Here is a 17,536-nt window from a genome sequence, read left to right as displayed (position 1 = left end):
GTTCACTCCCCCGTCTTCCTTCCGCGTGATACCTGCCGCCGCATGATCGATTTCCCTGCCGGCTTTAAAGCCCCCTTCGTCCGCCCCTCCGGCCGCATCGCCGATGCGCTGCGCGAGGTCAGCCTCACCCCCGGCCCGTCGCGCCATGCCGAGGGGTCCTGTCTGATCCGCATGGGCCTGACGGAGGTGCTGTGCACCGCCAGCGTCGAGACGCGGGTGCCGCCCTTCCTGCGCAACACCGGCCAGGGCTGGGTCACCGCCGAATACGGCATGCTGCCGCGCGCCACGCACACCCGCAGCGACCGGGAGGCCGCGAAGGGCAAGCAATCCGGCCGCACGCAGGAAATCCAGCGGCTGATCGGGCGCAGCCTTCGCGCCGTGACGGATTTGAAGGCGATGGGCGAGATGTCGATCACCGTCGACTGCGACGTGCTGACGGCGGATGGCGGCACGCGCTGCGCGTCCATCACCGGCGCCTGGGTGGCGCTGCACCTGGCGTTTCAGCATTGCGTGAAGATGAACGTGCTGAAGACCATCCCGCTGCGCGAGCAGGTGGCCGCGGTGTCCTGCGGCATCTGGCAGGGCACGCCGGTGCTGGACCTCGACTATGCCGAGGACAGCAAGGCGGAGACGGACGGCAACTTCGTCATGACCGGCAGCGGCGGCGTGGTGGAGGTGCAGGCGACGGCGGAGGGTGCACCGTTCTCCGAGGATGAGCTTCTCAAACTGCTGGGCCTGGCGCGCGCCGGCACGACGAAGCTGTTCGAGATGCAGAAGGTGGCGATCCGCGGATGACGCATCGGCGGCTCGAGGCGACGCGCATCGTGCTGGCCTCGCACAACGCGGGCAAGGTGCGGGAGAATGCGGCGCTGCTGGCGCCGCATGGGATTTTCATTGTCAGCGCGAAGGAACTCGGCCTGCCGGAGCCGGAGGAGACCGAGGAGACGTTCCTCGGCAATGCCGGCCTCAAGGCGCTGGCGGCGGCGCGGGCGAGCGGGCTGGTGGCGCTGGCGGATGACAGCGGGTTTTCCGTCGCCGCGCTGGATGGCGCGCCGGGCGTGCGGACGGCGGATTGGGCGGAGACGCCCGGTGGCCGTGACTACGCGATGGCCATGGCGAAAGTCGAGAAACTGGCGCGGCATGCGGCGGATCGGCGCGCCTGGTTTTCCTGCGCGCTGGTGCTCGCTTGGCCGGATGGTCACGTGGAGGGCTTTCTTGGCGAGGCGCATGGCCAGTGGGTCTGGCCGCCGCGAGGCACGCAGGGCTTCGGCTACGACCCGATGTTCGTGCCGGATGGCGCAAGCGAAACCTTCGGCGAGATGACGGCCGACGCAAAGCACGCCATCAGCCACCGCGCCGCCGCCTTCCGGAAGCTGGCCGCCGCCTGTCTGCCGCCCGCGGAATGAGGCTGGCGGGCCTGCTGCTGGCGCTTCTGCTGGCGGGCCCGGGCACGGCGCGATCGGCGGGGCCATTGACCCCGGTGCCGGGCCAGGACACGGCCTCGCCCGGCGCGACCACGGGCGCCGCAGTCTGGCTGCACCCCTACGCCCCCGGCGGACCGGCCCCGCCGCCACCAGCCTGGATGGACCGGCTGTCGGCGGCGGGCTGGGCGCTGTGGCAGTTCGACCGCACCGGCGGGCGTGATCCGCTGGAGGAAGGCGCGCAGCGCCTGGCGAAGGGCACTGCCGCGCTGCGGGCGCGCGGCTACCGGCGCGTGGTGCTGGTGGGCGAAAGCCGCGGGGCCTTCGTGGCGCTGGTGGCGCTGCGGCAGTCGGGGCTGGCGGATGCGGTGGTGCTGGCGGCGCCGGCAGCGCATGGCACCAGCGCCGAACGCCGCGCCCAGGCCCTGGCGGATTTCACTCGGGCGCTGGAGGCGGCGAGCCCGTCCGCGGCGCCACGCATGGCCCTACTGCTGTTCCGCGACGATGCGTGGGACCCGGACCCTGCGGCGCGCGCCGCGCTGTTCATGGGTGCGATGGCCAGGCAGGGCGTGGCCGCGTTGGTGTTGGACCGGCCGGAGGCGCCGGTCGGCCATGGCGGCTTGCAGGCGGAGGCGTTCGACGCGCTGTTCGGCGACTGCCTGGCCCGCTTCCTGGATTTTGCGGATGCACCACCCCGCGCCTGCCCCTGATCCCGCGGCCCATCCCGAAGTGTTGCGCAGCCCGCCGGTGCCGGGCGGGGTTCCGCCGGCGTGCTCATCGCGCGCATCCTGGACCAGCGGGCACAGACCCGCTTGGAGGAGACCAGGATGAACCCGATCCGCCGCGCGGTGCTGCTCTCGGCGCCCGCCCTTCTGCTGGCCGCTCGCGCGCAGGCGCAGGGCGCCGGCTTCCCGAACCGCGCCATCCGCATGATTGTGCCCTACACGCCCGGCGGCGTGTCCGACATCACGGCGCGCCTGATCGCGGAGCCGCTGGCCGCGACCTGGGGCCAGCCGGTGCCGGTGGAGAATCGGGCCGGCGCGGATGGCGTGATCGGCACGGATATCGTCGCCAAGGCTGCGCCGGATGGGCATGTGCTGGGGCTGGTCTCGGTCGGGCATCCGGTGAACGCCGCCTTCTACCGGCTTCCCTTCGACACGATGCGCGACTTCAGCTTCATTTCGCTTACCACGCGCACGCCGCTGGTGCTGTGCGCTTCGCGCGGTTTTGCCGCGAACACGCCGGCGGAGTTGGTGGCGCTGGCCAAGCGCCAGCCGGCGGGGCAGCTCACCTTCGCCGGGACAGCGGGCGTGGTGCGGCTGGCGCCGGTGATCTTCGCGAAGGAGGCGGGGATCGAGCTGACCTATGTGTCCTACCGCGGCAGCACCCAGGCGCATCCGGACCTGATCTCGGGCCGCGTCGACATCATGTTCGACACGGTGCCGGCGGCACTGACGCATATCCAGTCCGGCGCGTTGAAGGCATTGGCCACCACCGGCGCCACGCGCGCGCCGCAACTGCCGGATGTGCCGACGCTGGCGGAAGCGCTGCTGCCGGGCTTCGAGGCCTCGACCTGGGGCATGGTGATCGGACCGGCCAATATCCCGCCGGCCTTGCTGGCGCGGCTCAACGACGGCGTGGTCGCGGCGCTGCGGCGGCCGGAGATCGTGGCGCGGCACAACCAGCTCGGCGCTGCCGTCACCACCTCCTCGCCTGAGGAATCACGGGCGCTGGTGCAGGCGGAGATGGAGAAGTGGGGCGCCGCGGCGCGGGCTGCGGGGGTGACGCCGCAGAATGCGGGGTAGCGGAAGTCCGGCCGGGCGCTTGATCTAGCGCCCGGCCATCACGGCCGCCGCCACCCCCAGGTTTGCGGCGGCGGCCGCCCCCAGCACCGTCAGCGTCAGGCTGGTGCCGAAGACACGCCAGGCGCTGAGCTCCGGCTCCCGAGATATGCCGTGCGCATGCGCCAGGCGGGCCGCCAGCAGCGTGATGCCGAGGACGTGCAGCGCCCAGCCCACCAGCCCGTTCGCCTCGCACAAGGCCAGCAGGATCAGCGCCAGCGGCACATGCTCGGCGAAATTGCCATGCGCGCGCACGACGCGTTCCACCATCCGGTGCGGCGTGCCGAGGGATGCGCCGTATCTGCGACGGGCGACGATGGTGCGCGCGCTCAGCAGGATGAAGCCGAAGGCGAGCAGGCCGGCGTAGGTCCCGGTGACGGGCAGCATCAGCCGGCCTCCCGCACATCGGCACGCAGGCCGCCGGACAGGCGCAGCAGGTCCGCCGGCGTCGTCTCGAACACATGCATGGGCGATCCGGCGGCGGCCCAGACGCGGTCGAAGCGGAACAGGTCCTCGTCCAGCACCACCGCCGGCGGCGTCAGGTGGCCGAGAGGTGCGACGCCGCCGATGGCGAAGCCCGTCACCTCCCGCACCCAGGCGCCATCGGCGCGTTTCACGTGAAACATCAGCGCCGCGGCGACCTTCGCCATATCCACCCGGTTCGCGCCGGAGACAACAACCAGCACCGGCCTCTCGCCGGCGCGAAACACGATGGACTTGGCGATCTGCGCCACGTCGCACCCGACCGCCGCCGCGGCCTCCACCGCACTGCGCGTGCCGTCCGGAAAGGCGGAAATGGTGTCCGCATGCCCCGCCGCCGCCAGCGCCGTGCGCACCCGTTCGACAGACCCGCCCGACATCGCCATATCCCCCGCCGATGGAAACCCTGGCCCTCTACATCCACTGGCCCTTCTGCGCCGCCAAGTGCCCCTACTGTGACTTCAACAGCCATGTGCGGGACCGGGTGGACCAGGCGGCCTTCGCCACCGCGCTGCGGGCGGAACTGGCGCGGGAGGCCGGGCGCGCCAACCAGGCCGGGCGCCGCACCCTGGCCAGCATCTTCTTCGGTGGCGGCACGCCCAGCCTGATGGCGCCCTCCACCGCTGCCGCGCTGATCGAGGACGCGGCGCGGCTTTTCGACCTGGCGCCCGGCATCGAGATCACGCTGGAAGCCAACCCGACCAGCGTCGAACTGGCGAAGCTGCGGGAGTTCCGCGCCGCCGGCGTGAACCGCGTCTCGCTTGGCGTGCAGGCGCTGGATGCGGAGGCGCTGGCCTTCCTCGGCCGCAAGCATGATACCCGCGAGGCCATCACCGCACTGGAACACGCCCGCAGCACCTTCCCGCGCGTATCCTTCGACCTGATCTACGCCAGGCCGGGTCAGGCCGAGGCGGCATGGCGGGCGGAGCTGCGCCAGGCGCTGGCGCTGGCGGCGGATCACCTCTCGCTCTACCAGCTTACCATCGAGCCCGGCACGCAGTTCGCGACCCTGTTCGGCCGCGGCGCCTTCCGGCTGCCGGAGGGCGATGACGCGGCGCGGCTCTATACCGCGACCGCCGAGGAGGCCGCCGGCTTCGGCCTGCTGCCCTACGAGATCTCCAACTACGCCCAGCCCGGCGCCGAAAGCCGCCACAACCTCGCCTACTGGCGGTATGGCGACTACCTCGGCATCGGCGCCGGCGCCCATCAGCGCCTCACCCTGCCGGATGGGCGCCTGATGGCCGCCCGCCGCCATCGCGCACCAGAGGAATGGCTTGCGCGCGTGCAGCGCGACGGCCACGCGGTGGTGGAGGAGGAGGCACTGTCGCCGCGCGATCGGGCGCGGGAGGCGCTGCTGATGGGCCTGCGCCTGCATGAGGGCATCGAACCCGCGCGCATCGCCCGCCGCAGCGGCCTGGCCTTCGAGGACTGCGTCGAACCCGGCGCGCTCGAAAGCCTCGCCGCCGAGGGTTTGCTCGAATGGCGTTCAAACGGCCGGCTCGCCGCCACGCCGGATGGATTATTGCGGCTGGACGCGCTGCTGCCGCTGCTGGTCAGATAGCGCAATGACCACGACCGTGTTCCTGGGCGCCTATGGCTACGGCAACCTCGGCGACGAGCTTTGCCTGATCGAGGCGCTGCAAGCCTTCCCGGGCGCGCGGAGCCACGCCTTCTCCGTCGCGCCGGAATGGACGCTGCAGTGCGTGCCGGGCCTCGATGGGTGCTTCGGTGATGCGGCGCAGATGCTGGCGCTGCGGCCGGGGCGCGTGGTGTTCGGCGGCGGCATGTTCGGCGTGCCGGATGCCTTCCGCAACTGGATGCCATGGCTGGCGCAGGCCGAGGCGCAGGGCGCGGAGATCCATTTCCACAACCTTGGCGTCGCCTGGCTGCTGAACGACCTCGGCTGGCTCGATGCCACGGCACGTGGCGTGATCGATCGCCTCGCCAGCTTCACGGTGCGCGACTACCTGGGTGTGGAGCGTGTGGCCGAGGCCGGGTTCGGGCGCCTGCCACGCATCTCCTTCTTCCCCGAGGCCGACATCGCGCCCGATTTCAGCCTGGCGGACGCGCTGCTGCCGCGCGGCGTGCCGCTGCTTGGCGTGTCCATCATCCCGATGCCGAACATGCGCGCCTGCCTGGCGCAGGAGGCGGCGCTGGTGCGTGACATGCTGGTGGAATTCTCCGACCACCTGATCGTGCCGATCGTCAGCACGGTCCATGTGAACAGCGCGGCGGAGGATGACATGGCCGGCGCGTTGGCCTTCATCCGCGACTTCCTGCCGGGCCACCGCATCGCCGCCCCCGCGCTGCTGGACCGCGACCACTGGCGCGCCCACCTGACGCCGCGCCGGCTGAAGGGGCTGGTCGCGCGGCTGGATACGCTGGTGACGCAGCGCAAGCACAACCTGGTCCACGCCATCGGCAGCGGCGTTCGCGTCATCGGCCTGCACCCGCTGGAGGACAACAGCCTGCGCCGCACCTTCGTCGGCATGCAGCACCGGCTGCCCCCCGGGTCGCGCTGCCTCGGGCTGCTCACCGCCTGATGCGCACCCTGATCCTGGCGGAGCGCCCGTTCCGCGACCTGCGCTCACGCGCCCTGCTCGCCGACCTGCCGCGCCTGCTGGCCGGCGGCCTGGGGGGCGACGCGCCGCTGTTGCTGGCCACCAGCGCCCCTGTTGCGCCGCCAGGTTTCGAGGTCGTGGCCCCGGATGCCAATCCCGTGGCGCTCGGAATCGGCCGGGTGGTACTGACGGGCGCCTTCCAGGAACGGCCGGCGCTGGAACAGGCACTTGCGCTGGCCGCGCGCGCCGTGGCGGCCGGGGCCAGCTTCGAGGTGCTGCGCTTCGGCGTCGAGCGCGGGGCAGCGCGGCGCGACCCACCGGCCGGTGTCGCTGTGCTGGAGGCGGCCCGGCCGCTGGACCTGCGCGACCATCACACGGCCAATGCGCTGCTGGTCTGGCGCGTCGCCCGCATGTTTCGCATCGACCCCTACCCGGAGCGGCTCGGCCCGCCCGACCCGGCGCTGCTGCCGCTGCTGCCGGGCGGCAAGCTGCTGGGGCTATCCATCCTCGGCGGGCCACGGATGCGCGCCGCCTGGACCGCGCGGCGGGAGGAGTTGTGCGCGGTGCTGGCGCCGATGCAAGGCTGGCCGGTGCTGCCGCTGCCAATGGAACCCGTGGAAGGCGCAATGGACGACTTTGCGGGCAGCCGCGCCTTCCTGGAGGATCTGCTGCCCGGCGCGACGCTTCTGCTGCCCGAACTCTCCGATTCGGCCTGGCGCCGCCGGCAGATGACTCCGGCGCGGATGAAGTCGCTGGTGGCGCGCTGCGGGGTGTTGATAACGAACCAGGATCTGCCGGCCGCCTATGCGGTGGCTTGTCGTGTGCCGGTCATCGGCCTGGTGCTCGGCACTGATCGGCGCGCGGTGAATGTCCTGACCCAATTCGCGAACGAGCTGCCACCCGGCTCCGTGCTGCTGCACAAGCCGGCGGGCTGAAAAAACCGTTCGAGAACACCGGGCAAGTCGGCTCCGCGGATCTTTTCCGCCCCTGGGGCGTCGGTGGACTTGCGATTTAACCAGCATCGGCGGCGTCCACCTTCTGCCAGGGACGCAAGATACCCTGCGGATCCTCAGCCGCCGGCATTCTCGACGGTCTCTGAGTCAGCCCGCCGCCAGTTCCAGCGCCCGCGCATAGACCTGCTTGCGCGGCAGCCCGGTGGCGGCGGCGACCATCGCGGCGGCGTCGCGCAGGCTCTGGCTCGCCATCGCGGCCCGCAACTGCGTGTCGAGATCGGCGGCGGCGGTGGGCTCCTCCGGCGCCGGGCCGACGCAGATGCAGATCTCGCCACGCGCCGGCTCGGTGGCGTAATGCGCGGCAAGCTCCGCCAGGGTGCCGCGCCGCACCTCCTCGAACCGCTTGGTCAATTCGCGCGCCACCGCGGCGGGCCGATCCGCGCCCAGCCCCTCGGCCAGCGCCGCCAGCGCCTCCGCCAGCCGGTGCGGCGCCTCGTGCAGCACCAGCGTGGCGGACAGGCCAGCGCGCTCCGCGGCGCGGTGGCGCGCGATGGCCGCGGCACGCGGTCCGTCCTTCGGCGGCAGGAAGCCCAGGAACACGAAGGGGTGAGGCGGCAGCCCCGAAAGGGTCAGCGCCACCACCGCCGCGTTCGGCCCCGGCACCGCGGTGACTGGCACACCGGCCTCGATGGCGGCGCGCACCAGCCGGTATCCAGGGTCCGAGACCAGCGGCGTCCCGGCATCGGACGCCAGCGCCAGCCGCTGCCCCGCCTCGATGCGGGCCAGTACCCGAGGTATCATCTCCGCTTCGTTGTGGTCATGCAGTGGCACCAGCGTCGCGGAGACGCCATAACGCTGCAACATGAGGCCTGTTACCCTGGTATCCTCGCACAGCACGGCATCCACCGCGCCGAGTACCGCGAGAGCCCTGGGCGACAGGTCGCCGAGATTGCCGATCGGTGTCGCCACCAGGGACAGCCCAAGCGGGGCCTCCCGAGGCGCCGCCGCCCGTTCAGGAGGGTCGCCGCTTGCCAATTTCCACGCCCCGCCGGTTGCCCCTCGCCCGGCGCCGCTTCGGAAGCGCCGGTCTCGGGGTTCTGCTGAGCGCCCTTCTGGGCCTTGCAGCCTGCGCGCCGCAAGCCCCGCGGCCATCCTTCATCGGAGTCGCCCCGCCGATCGGCGGCGTGCAGCCGATGATGCCGGGGCCGGTCGGGCCGTTGCGCGCGGCAATGCTGCTGCCGCTGACCGGGCCGCAGGCGCCGCTCGGCCAGGCGATGCTGAATGCCGGCTACATGGCGCTGTTCGACGAATCGCAATCCGGCATCGAGCTGGCCCCACGTGACACCGGCGGCACGCCGGCCGGGGCACGGGATGCGGCGCGGGCGGCGATCGCCGATGGCGCCCGCGTGCTGATCGGCCCGCTGACCAGCGCGGAGGTCGCCGCCGTGGCCGAACCGGCCCGCGCCGCCGGCGTGCCGGTGCTGGCCTTCACCAATGACTCGCAGCGCGCCGGGGCGGGCGTCTGGGTGCTCGGCATCACGCCGCGCCAGCAGGTGCGGCGCGTGGTCGCGGCCGCCGCGGCGCAGGGGGTTCAGCGCTTCGCGCTCGGGGCGCCGGACAACGATTTTGGCCGGGCGCTGGCCGAGGCGCTGCGCGGTGCGACCGGCGATCTCGGCCTGCCGCCGCCCAGCATCGCGCTGCATCCGGCCAACTCCGATCCGGGCATGGCGGCCTCCGGCGCCCGGATCAGCGGTGGCCGCGCGGAGGCGGTGCTGATCGGCGAAGCCGGCGACCGCGCGCGTCGCTTCGCCGCCACCTGGGTGGCGGAAGCCCAGGCTGGTGGGCAGACGCCGCGCCTGCTGGGCACGGCGCTGTGGCTGAACGACACGGCCCTGGGCCGGGAGCCGGCGCTGGAGGGGGCGTGGTTCGCCGGTCCGGATGGCCGTGCCCGCGCCCGATTCGAGGCCCGCTACCGCGACGCCTTCCGCGAAACCCCGCCACGCGTCGCCGCCACCGCCTACGATGCCGCCGCCATCGCCACCCGCTCACTACGCAGTGGCGCGTTGCCGGGCCAGGTGACGGGCGGTGAGGGGTTCGCCGGGGCCGATGGCCCGCTGCGGCTGCTGCCGGATGGCCAGACCCTGCGCGGCCTCGCGGTCTATGCCGTCTCGGCGGGCAGCGAGCCGCAGGTGATCGAGCAGGCCCCGGTCCCGGGCGCGCCGGGCTTCTGAGCCCCGAAGGGCCCCCGGGCTAGGCCATGCCAGCCGCGCCGCCACCCCTTGGGCGCTTGCTGGCCGCGTCGGCGCTGGTCGGCGGCGTGCCGGCCTTTGCCCTGCTGCTGCTGCTGCTGGGCGGTGCCGTGGACCCGCTGCCGGGGCTGCTGGCATTGGGCGCCACGCTGGCCGGTGCGCTGACCGTGGCGCGCATCTGGCTTGGCAATCTGCGCAGCCTCGGTGCCGCGCTGCGCCAGGCGATGGATGGCGAGGGCACGGTGCCGGAACTGGCCGGGCCGCTGCTGCTGCCTTCGGTCGAGGAGGTGGCGGAGACCGCGCGGCGTGTCGCCCGCGCCTTGCAGGCCCGCACCGAGCAGGTCTCCCGCCTGCGGCAATCGGACGCCGCGATCATCGAGATCCTGCCGGACCCCCTGGTGGTGCTGGATTCCGGCGGCGCCGCGCTGCGTGCCAATGCGGAGGCGCGGGCGCTGTTCGGTGCCGTGCCGGCCGGCGGCGGCGACCTCGCCGCGCTGCTGCGCCACCCTGCCCTGGCCGAGGCCGTATCCGCCGCGCTCGCGACCGGCGCCGCGCAGCGCGCCGACATCGCCCTGCCGGTTCCGGTGCAGCGGGAGCTGCATGTCCACGCGGTGCCGATGGACCCGCCGCTGGCCGATGGCGGCCGCCTGCTGCTGCTGCTGTCCGACCGCACGCGGGACCGCGCGGTGGAACGGATGCGCGCCGATTTTGTCGCCAATGCCAGTCACGAGCTGCGCACGCCGCTGGCCAGCCTGATCGGCTTCATCGAGACGCTGCGCGGCCCGGCCGAGGATGACCGCGAGGCGAGCGCCCGCTTCCTCGGCATCATGGCGGAACAGGCGGACCGCATGCGGCGCCTGATCGACGACCTGCTCGGCCTGTCCCGCATCGAGATCACGGAGCATCAGCCACCCACCGGCCGGGTCGACCTCGGCGCACTGGTGGCGGCGGAGCTGGAGGCGCTGGGGCCGGTGCTGGCGGCGCGCGGCGCCAGCGTCGCGGTGCAGGCGCCGGAGGGCCTGGTCGCCGCGCCCGCAGAGGCCGGCCAACTGGCGCAGGTGCTGCGCAACCTGCTGGAGAACGCGGCGCGCTATGGGCGGGAGGGCGGCACCATCCGGCTGACCCTGGCGCGGGCGCAGGATGTGCCCGACCCGCGCTGGCCGGCCCGGCCCGGCCTGGTGCTGGCCGTCAGCGACGAGGGCCCCGGCATCGCCCGTCAGCATCTGCCGCGGCTGACGGAGCGCTTCTACCGCGTCGATCGCGGCCGTGGACGCAATGCCGGCGGCACCGGCCTCGGCCTCGCCATCGTCAAGCACATCGTCAACCGCCATCGCGGACTGCTGCTGATCGAGAGCGAGGAGGGCGTCGGCTCGACCTTCCGGGTGTGGCTTCCCGCCGCGGAGTGAGGCCGGCGCGCGGTTGAATTTCGCGCTTTGGCGCGACGAAAGCCGGCCTCCGGCGTTGGCTGAGCATCCCGCTGCACTACGGAGTTCCGCGTGACCCCCCCCGACCCCCTGTTCCAGTCCTTCTTCCTGGCCGGCTTCGAGTGCTCGACGCATCGCAACATGTCGCGCCGGCGCCTCGACATGATCGCCTCCACCCGGCACGACCTGCTGGCGCTGGAGGATTACTGCCAGCTCGCCGAACACGGCATCCGCACGGCGCGCGACGGGCTGCGCTGGCACCTGATCGAGACCTCCCCGGGCCGCTACGATTGGAACTCGCTGCTGCCGATGCTGCGCGCTGCGGAGGCGACGCGGACGCAGGTGATGTGGGATCTGTGCCATTATGGCTGGCCGGATGATCTGGACGTGTTTTCGCCTGCCTTCGTCGACCGCTTCGCCCGCTTCTCCGCTGCCTTCGCCCGGCTGCATGTGGAGGAAACCGGGCGAGCGCCCTTCGCCTGCCCAATCAACGAGATGTCCTTCATTGCATTTTCGGGCGGCGACATGGCGCGATCCTCGCCGCACGCGACCGGTCGGGGCATGGACCTCAAGCGCAACCTGATCCGCGCGGCGGCGGCGGCGACGCGGGCGGTGCGGGAGGTGGCGCCGGGGGCGCGCTTCGCGGCGATCGACCCGGTGATCAACATCGTCCCGCGCCACCCTGGCGAGGCCGCGGAGGTGCGGGCCCACAATGCCAGCCAGTGGCAGGCCTGGGACATGCTGGCGGGGCGGGAGGCGCCGGAGCTCGGCGGGGCGGAGGACCTGCTGGATGTGGTCGGCGTGAACTACTACTGGAACAACCAGTGGCTGAACCACGCCGAGCCGCTGAGCGTCTTCGATTCCGCTCGCTACCGCCCGTTCCGCGAATTGCTGGCCGAGACCGCCGCGCGCTATGCCCCGCGCCGCATCTTCGTGGCCGAGACCAGCATCGAGGGCGCGCCGCGCCCCACCTGGCTGCGCTACGTGACGGAGGAAGCCTTGGCGGCGTCCCAGCTCGGCGTCCAGGTCGAGGGGGTTTGCCTGTACCCGGTGATCTCCCACTTCGGCTGGGATGAGGACCGCTACTGCGAGAACGGGCTGTTCGAGCTGACGCCTCTGCATGGCCGCCGGCAGGTGTTCCGCCCGCTGGCCGAGGAGCTGGCGCGGCTGCAGGGCCAGGTGGCGGCACGCGGCACCGGCGCCGGGCGTGCCGCCACGGGATGACTCGGCAGATGAATCGCGTCCCGGCGTCCCGCCCGCCCTTGACCCCGGGCCGCGACGTGGCATGTCGGGTCGGTGATGGACCTTGAAGCTCGAACCCCGCCCGCCGCCCGCGCCGCCCCGAGCCGAAAGCGGCTTGCGGTCGTGCTGCTCAACCTGGGCGGGCCGGACGCGCCGGAGAGCATCCGCCCTTTCCTCGTCAACCTGTTCACCGACCCGGCGATCCTGCGGGTGCCCGGCTTCGTGCGTCCCTGGCTCGGCCGGCTGATCGCCTGGCGACGGACCAAGCCGGCGACGGAGAACTACGCGATCCTCGGCGGCAAGTCGCCGCTGCTGGAGCTCACCATCGCCCAGGGCGAGGCGCTGGAGGCGGTACTGAACGCGGAGGGCGAGGTGGAGGCGAAATGCTTCACCGCCATGCGCTACTGGCACCCGATGAGCGAGGAGACCGCGGCCGCGGTGAAGGCCTGGGGCCCCGACGAGGTGCTGCTGCTGCCGCTGTATCCGCAATTCTCCACCACCACCACGGGCAGCAGCGCGCTGGCCTGGGACAAGGCGGCGAAGCGGGTCGGGCTGCGCGCGCCGACCACGACGCTGTGCTGCTTCCACTCCTTCCCGGATTTCTCCGCCGCCACCGCGGCGCAGGTGCGGGGCGCCTGGGACAAGGCGCGGGCGGAACTCGACCCTGCCGTGCCGCTGCGCATCCTGTTCAGCGCACACGGCCTGCCGGAGACCATCGTCAAGGCCGGCGATCCCTACCAGTGGCAGGTCGAGCAGACGGTGGCGCGCGTGGTGGAGCGGCTGGACCTGCCGGGGCTCGACCACGTGGTCTGCTACCAGTCCCGCGTCACGCCGCAGAAATGGATCAGCCCCTCCACCGAGGATGAGCTGGAGCGGGCCGGGCACGACAAGGTGGCGGTGCTGGTGGTGCCGATCGCCTTCACGTCGGAGCATTCGGAGACGCTGGTGGAGCTCGACGTCGAATACCGGGAGGAAGCCGAGAAGCTCGGCGTGCCCGGCTATTTCAGGGCACCGGCGCAGAATTCCGACCCAGGCTTCATCGCCGCCCTGGCCGGGCTGGTGCGGCATGCGCGCGGCACGGGGCGGCATCTGTGCTCCTTCGCCGGGCCGCGGCAATGCCCGCAGCAGTTCGGCAACTGCTCCCACGTCATCCTGCGCGAGGCGAATGCCGGCGCGCGCGTCAAGGAGCCCGCGTGAAGCCGGTGATGCTCCGGCCCCAGGCCGTGCTGTTCGACTGCGACGGGGTGCTGGCGGACAGCGAGGCGCTGCACAACCGGATCATCGCGGAGGAAGTTTCCGCCCTTGGCTGGTCCATGGACGCGGCGGAGGCGGAACGCCGCTTCATCGGCCTGTCCTGGCGCAACATCGTGCCGCTGGTCGAGGCGCGGCTCGGGACGGGCAGCGTGCCGTCGGATTTCGTGGAGGGCGTCATCGCCCGCGTGCTGCGCGCCCTGCATGAGCAGGTGGTGCCGGTGCCCGGCGCGCTGGACGCCGTACGGGCGATCGTCGCGGCGGGCATCCCGGTGGCGGTGGCGAGCAATTCCTCCCGCCTCGAACTGACCACGAAGTTGCAGGGCCTCGGGCTGACCGAGCTGTTCCGTGGCCGGACCTTCTCCTATGACGATGTCGCGGCGCCGAAGCCGGCGCCCGACATGTATCGCGCCGCCGCGGCGTCCTGCGGTGCCGATCCGGCGCGTTGCGTGGTGGTGGAGGACAGCGTCACCGGCAGCAGGGCCGGCGTGGCGGCAGGGTGCCGGGTGCTGGGCTTCGCCCATGCGAGCAACCCTGCGACGCTGGCGGCGGTGGGCGCGGAGCCGTTCCACGACATGCGGGACCTGCCGGGGCTGCTCGGCCTGGCGGAGGTGGCGGCGTGACGGTGGAGTTCCTGGCGCCTTTCTACCTGTGGACCAAGTCGCTGCACCTGATCTCGGTGATCGCCTGGATGGCAGGGCTGTTCTATCTGCCGCGGCTGTTCATCTACCACATGCAGGTGCCGGTCGCGGATGCGCGGTCCGAGCTGTTCAAGGTGATGGAACGGCGGCTGCTGAAGGCCATCATGAACCCGGCGATGATCGCCACCTGGCTGTTCGGCATCCTGCTGGTGCTGACGCCAGGCGCGGTGGACTGGGCGGCCGGCTGGTGGCACCTGAAGCTGACTGCGGTGCTGGTGATGAGCGGCTTCCACGGCATGCTGGGCGCCGCCCGCAAGCGGTTCGAGGCGGATGGGCGGCCGCGGACGGAGAAGGCGTGGCGCTGGCTGAACGAGGTGCCGACCCTGCTGATGATCGTGATCGTCGTCATGGTGATCGTGAAGCCGTTCTGACCCGAGCCTCCGCGGCATTGACTTGGAAAGCCGGCAGGCAGTGGCCATATGACGATTGACGGAACTGGCGCCGGACCATAAGGTTGAGCGGTCGTTTCGACAGATGGCCTAGTGTCGCGTCCTGCGGCATGGTCGAAAATCCTCCCTCAGTTCTCCTGGTCGCTGCAACCCAGCCCGTGCAACGGGATCGCGGCGCGGGACAGGCCATCGGGCCCGGTTGCCACGTTTGCGGCAGCTTCCATGGCCGAGACCGAGACTCCAGGTCCGCCTGATCCCCTTCCTCGCGCACGACGGACGCGTCCGCACATGCATCTATCCGAACTCAAGGCCAAAGCCCCGGCCGACCTCCTCGCCTTCGCAGAGTCGCTGCAGGTGGAAAACGCGTCGTCGCTGCGCAAGCAGGACATCATGTTCGCCATCCTGAAGACGCTGGCGGAGAACGAGCAGGCGATCTACGGCGACGGCACCCTCGAAATCCTGCCGGACGGCTTCGGCTTCCTGCGCAGCCCGCAGGCCAACTACCTGCCGGGGCCGGACGACATCTACGTCTCCCCGGCCCAGGTGAGGCGCTTCGGCCTGCGCACCGGCGATACGGTCGAAGGCCAGATCCGCGCGCCGAAGGATGGCGAACGCTACTTCGCCCTGCTCAAGGTCGACACCATCAACTTCGAGCCGCCGGAGGCGCTCCGCCACCGGATCAACTTCGACAACCTGACGCCGCTGTACCCGACCCGGCGGCTGAAGATGGAAAACCCGGACGCCGAGGCGGTGGCGAAGGGTCCGACGAAGGACTACACGCACCGCATCATCGACCTGGTGGCCCCGATCGGCATGGGCCAGCGCGCCCTGGTCGTGGCGCCGCCGCGCACCGGCAAGACGGTGATGCTGCAGAACATCGCCAAGTCGATCACGGCGAACCACCCCGACGTCTTCCTCATCGTCCTGCTGATCGACGAGCGGCCGGAGGAAGTCACCGACATGGCCCGCACCGTGCGCGGCGAGGTGGTCGCCTCCACCTTCGACGAGCCGGCGACGCGCCACGTGCAGGTCACGGAAATGGTGCTGGAGAAGGCGAAGCGCCTGGTCGAGCACAAGCGCGACGTCGTGATCCTGCTGGACAGCATCACCCGCCTCGGCCGCGCCTACAATTCGGTGGTGCCGTCCTCGGGCAAGGTGCTGACCGGTGGTGTGGACGCCAACGCCCTGCAGCGCCCGAAGCGCTTCTTCGGCGCGGCGCGCAACATTGAGGAAGGCGGCAGCCTGACCATCATCGCCACCGCGCTGATCGACACCGGCAGCCGCATGGACGAGGTGATCTTCGAGGAGTTCAAGGGCACTGGTAACTCTGAGCTCATCCTCGACCGCAAGCTGTCCGACAAGCGCACCTTCCCCGCGATCGACATCACCAAGTCCGGCACCCGCAAGGAAGAACTGCTGGTAGACCGCGCCACGCTGTCCAAGATGTGGGTCCTGCGGCGCATCCTGAACCCAATGGGTACCCAGGATTCCATGGAGTTCCTGCTGGATAAGCTGAAGTACAGCAAGACCAACCAGGACTTCTTCGACGCCATGAATACCTGATCGCCACGGCGCGGGTGGCCATGCGCCCCCGCGCCGCCGGCCCTCGCGCCGGCCGGCTGGATCCCGCTGGATCGGACGGCCCGGGCGCACCCTGCCCCGCCCCCCGATCCGGACGTTGCCATGAATACCGAGACCTCCCCCTGCGCCCGGCTGATGCGGGCGGCGCTGTTCGCTGCCCGGGTGCATGCCGGGCACCGCCGCAAGGGCTCCGCCGCTGAGCCCTATGTGAACCACGTGCTGGAGGTGGCCGAGATCCTGGCGGCGCATGGTGCGCCGGAGGATGCGATCCTGGCCGCGCTGCTGCACGATACGGTCGAGGATAGCGACGCCGACCCGGAGCCGATCACGCATCAGCGGCTGGTTGCCGAGTTCGGCGAGGCCGTCGCCGGGCTGGTGGCGGAGGCGACGGACGACAAGTCGCTGCCGAAGGAGGCGCGCAAGGCAATTCAGGTGCGGCATGCGCAAGGCAAGACGGCGGGCGCGAAGATGCTCAAGCTGGCCGACAAGATTTCGAACCTGCGCGCCATCTCGGCCAGTCCGCCGGCTGGTTGGGATCATGCGCGGCGGGTGGAGTATGTCGGCTGGGCCGGGCGCGTGGCGGCCGGCTTGAAGGGCGCCAACCCGGCGCTGGATGCGTTGTTCGAGGTGACCTACCGCGAGGCGATGGCCCGGCTGGCGGCCGAGGCGTGAGCATGGCGCGCCCTGAAATCCTGGCGGTGGAGCGCGCCACGCTGACCGCGGTGCCGGCACCGGTGCTGGCCTTCGAAGGCGGCTTCGTGGTGCGGCGGTTCCTGGGCGGGACCGGGCGCGCCAACGCCGCCTGCGGGCTGGACCCGCGACCGGACCCGGACCTGCCGCGGCGGGTGGACCGGATCGAGGCCTTCTACGCCCGGGCCGGCCAGCCCTGCCGTTTTCGTTCCACCGTCCTGGACCCGGAGGGGCTGGAGGCGCTGCTTGCGGCAAGGGGCTACACGGGGCGGGACGAGAGCCAAGTGATCTGCGGGCGGCTGTCCGGCTTCGCGCGACCGGATCCCGCGGCCGAAATGCTGGCGGGGCCGGAACAACGCTGGCTGGCAGTGGTGGCGACCGCGGAGCATCAATCCGAGGCGCGGCGGGCCGAGAAGGCGGGAATGGCCGGGTTCCTGGGCGTGCCGGCCGCCTGGGTCCTGCTGCATGAGGACGGGGTGCCAGCCGCAAGCGCCTTCGTCACGGCGGATGGCGAACTGGCTGGATTGTTCGACCTGGCGGTGCGGCCCGAGTTCCGCCGGCGTGGCCTGGGCCAGCGGGTGATGGCCGCAGCCGGGGCCTGGGCGGCGAGCCAGGGTGCTCGCTGGGCCTATGCCCAGGTGTCCTGCACGAACCTGGCCTCGCTGGCGATGAATGCGCGGCTGGGGATGACCGAGCTGTACCGCTACCGCTACCTGATGTCGCGGTAGGATGCGGCGCCGGGGGTCCCGGTGC

Annotated in this window: 19 protein-coding genes; 16 read left to right on the top strand and 3 right to left on the bottom strand. The window is 71.7% G+C overall.

Features of this window, described 5'->3' with window-relative positions; genetic code table 11:
- Positions 1–42 precede the first annotated feature (42 nt).
- The 4 genes from rph to ACLF3G_RS06735 all read left to right on the top strand — a co-directional run bounded on the left by rph (position 43) and on the right by ACLF3G_RS06735 (position 3,226).
- On the top strand, positions 43–795 hold the full coding sequence (rph, locus tag ACLF3G_RS06750) for a ribonuclease PH (RefSeq protein WP_430668577.1): 753 nt from the start codon (positions 43–45) through the stop codon (positions 793–795).
- Positions 792–1,406, top strand: coding sequence for a non-canonical purine NTP pyrophosphatase (locus ACLF3G_RS06745; RefSeq protein WP_430668576.1), 615 nt, complete (start codon positions 792–794; stop codon positions 1,404–1,406). Before rph ends, ACLF3G_RS06745 begins: the two co-directional genes overlap by 4 nt.
- Positions 1,403–2,131: an alpha/beta hydrolase family protein gene (locus ACLF3G_RS06740; RefSeq protein WP_430668575.1), complete on the top strand. Its 729-nt coding sequence runs from the start codon at positions 1,403–1,405 to the stop codon at positions 2,129–2,131. Before ACLF3G_RS06745 ends, ACLF3G_RS06740 begins: the two co-directional genes overlap by 4 nt.
- Before the next feature lie 117 nt (positions 2,132–2,248).
- Positions 2,249–3,226 (top strand): tripartite tricarboxylate transporter substrate binding protein, encoded by a 978-nt coding sequence (locus ACLF3G_RS06735; RefSeq protein ID WP_430668574.1) that lies wholly within the window; start codon positions 2,249–2,251, stop codon positions 3,224–3,226.
- A 24-nt stretch (positions 3,227–3,250) separates the two neighbouring features.
- Here the strand turns inward: ACLF3G_RS06735 and ACLF3G_RS06730 are convergent, their stop codons facing one another.
- Entirely contained in the window at positions 3,251–3,649 is a 399-nt protein-coding gene (locus ACLF3G_RS06730) for an MAPEG family protein (protein ID WP_430668573.1), read from the bottom strand.
- Positions 3,649–4,122 carry a YbaK/EbsC family protein gene (locus ACLF3G_RS06725; protein ID WP_430668572.1) on the bottom strand — a complete coding sequence of 158 codons (474 nt, stop codon included), beginning with the start codon at positions 4,120–4,122 and terminating at the stop codon, positions 3,649–3,651. The genes ACLF3G_RS06730 and ACLF3G_RS06725 overlap by 1 nt, the downstream gene beginning before the upstream one ends.
- Positions 4,123–4,139: 17 nt before the next feature.
- Here ACLF3G_RS06725 and hemW point away from each other — a divergent pair, with 17 nt between their 5' ends.
- The 3 genes from hemW to ACLF3G_RS06710 are packed head-to-tail and all read left to right on the top strand — an operon-like array spanning position 4,140 to position 7,238.
- Positions 4,140–5,303 (top strand): radical SAM family heme chaperone HemW, encoded by a 1,164-nt coding sequence (gene hemW, locus ACLF3G_RS06720; RefSeq protein WP_430668571.1) that lies wholly within the window; start codon positions 4,140–4,142, stop codon positions 5,301–5,303.
- A gap of 4 nt (positions 5,304–5,307) precedes the next feature.
- Entirely contained in the window at positions 5,308–6,285 is a 978-nt protein-coding gene (locus ACLF3G_RS06715) for a hypothetical protein (protein WP_430668570.1), read from the top strand.
- On the top strand, positions 6,285–7,238 hold the full coding sequence (locus ACLF3G_RS06710; protein ID WP_430668569.1) for a hypothetical protein: 954 nt from the start codon (positions 6,285–6,287) through the stop codon (positions 7,236–7,238). Before ACLF3G_RS06715 ends, ACLF3G_RS06710 begins: the two co-directional genes overlap by 1 nt.
- A gap of 165 nt (positions 7,239–7,403) precedes the next feature.
- On the opposite strand, the gene rsmI is transcribed toward ACLF3G_RS06710, so the two are convergent.
- Positions 7,404–8,291, bottom strand: coding sequence for a 16S rRNA (cytidine(1402)-2'-O)-methyltransferase (gene rsmI / locus ACLF3G_RS06705; protein WP_430668568.1), 888 nt, complete (start codon positions 8,289–8,291; stop codon positions 7,404–7,406).
- On the opposite strand from rsmI, the gene ACLF3G_RS06700 reads away from it, so the two are divergent.
- From ACLF3G_RS06700 to ACLF3G_RS06660, 9 genes are all read left to right on the top strand, one after another.
- Entirely contained in the window at positions 8,285–9,487 is a 1,203-nt protein-coding gene (locus ACLF3G_RS06700; RefSeq protein ID WP_430668567.1) for a penicillin-binding protein activator, read from the top strand. The two genes, rsmI and ACLF3G_RS06700, sit on opposite strands and share 7 nt — an antisense overlap.
- Before the next feature lie 56 nt (positions 9,488–9,543).
- Positions 9,544–10,911, top strand: a complete 1,368-nt coding sequence (locus ACLF3G_RS06695; protein WP_430668566.1) for an ATP-binding protein — start codon at positions 9,544–9,546, stop codon at positions 10,909–10,911.
- Positions 10,912–11,001: 90 nt separating this feature from the next.
- Positions 11,002–12,153 carry a hypothetical protein gene (locus ACLF3G_RS06690; RefSeq protein WP_430668565.1) on the top strand — a complete coding sequence of 384 codons (1,152 nt, stop codon included), beginning with the start codon at positions 11,002–11,004 and terminating at the stop codon, positions 12,151–12,153.
- Positions 12,154–12,228: 75 nt separating this feature from the next.
- On the top strand, positions 12,229–13,368 hold the full coding sequence (gene hemH, locus ACLF3G_RS06685; protein ID WP_430668564.1) for a ferrochelatase: 1,140 nt from the start codon (positions 12,229–12,231) through the stop codon (positions 13,366–13,368).
- Between the two features lie 8 nt (positions 13,369–13,376).
- Entirely contained in the window at positions 13,377–14,045 is a 669-nt protein-coding gene (locus ACLF3G_RS06680; protein WP_430668563.1) for an HAD family hydrolase, read from the top strand.
- Positions 14,042–14,494, top strand: coding sequence for a protoporphyrinogen oxidase HemJ (gene hemJ, locus ACLF3G_RS06675; RefSeq protein WP_430668562.1), 453 nt, complete (start codon positions 14,042–14,044; stop codon positions 14,492–14,494). The genes ACLF3G_RS06680 and hemJ overlap by 4 nt, the downstream gene beginning before the upstream one ends.
- A gap of 306 nt (positions 14,495–14,800) precedes the next feature.
- On the top strand, positions 14,801–16,075 hold the full coding sequence (gene rho, locus ACLF3G_RS06670) for a transcription termination factor Rho (RefSeq protein ID WP_430668561.1): 1,275 nt from the start codon (positions 14,801–14,803) through the stop codon (positions 16,073–16,075).
- 120 nt (positions 16,076–16,195) lie between these two features.
- Positions 16,196–16,765 (top strand): HD domain-containing protein, encoded by a 570-nt coding sequence (locus tag ACLF3G_RS06665; protein ID WP_430668560.1) that lies wholly within the window; start codon positions 16,196–16,198, stop codon positions 16,763–16,765.
- Between the two features lie 2 nt (positions 16,766–16,767).
- Entirely contained in the window at positions 16,768–17,511 is a 744-nt protein-coding gene (locus tag ACLF3G_RS06660; RefSeq protein ID WP_430668559.1) for a GNAT family N-acetyltransferase, read from the top strand.
- Positions 17,512–17,536: the final 25 nt, after the last annotated feature.

It is taken from the genome of Falsiroseomonas sp. HC035 (assembly GCF_050563525.1).
In the GTDB taxonomy this organism is placed as follows: Bacteria; Pseudomonadota; Alphaproteobacteria; order Acetobacterales; family Acetobacteraceae; genus Falsiroseomonas.
Note: the sequence above shows the minus strand (reverse complement) of the source record. Positions and strands in the feature narration are given on the sequence as shown.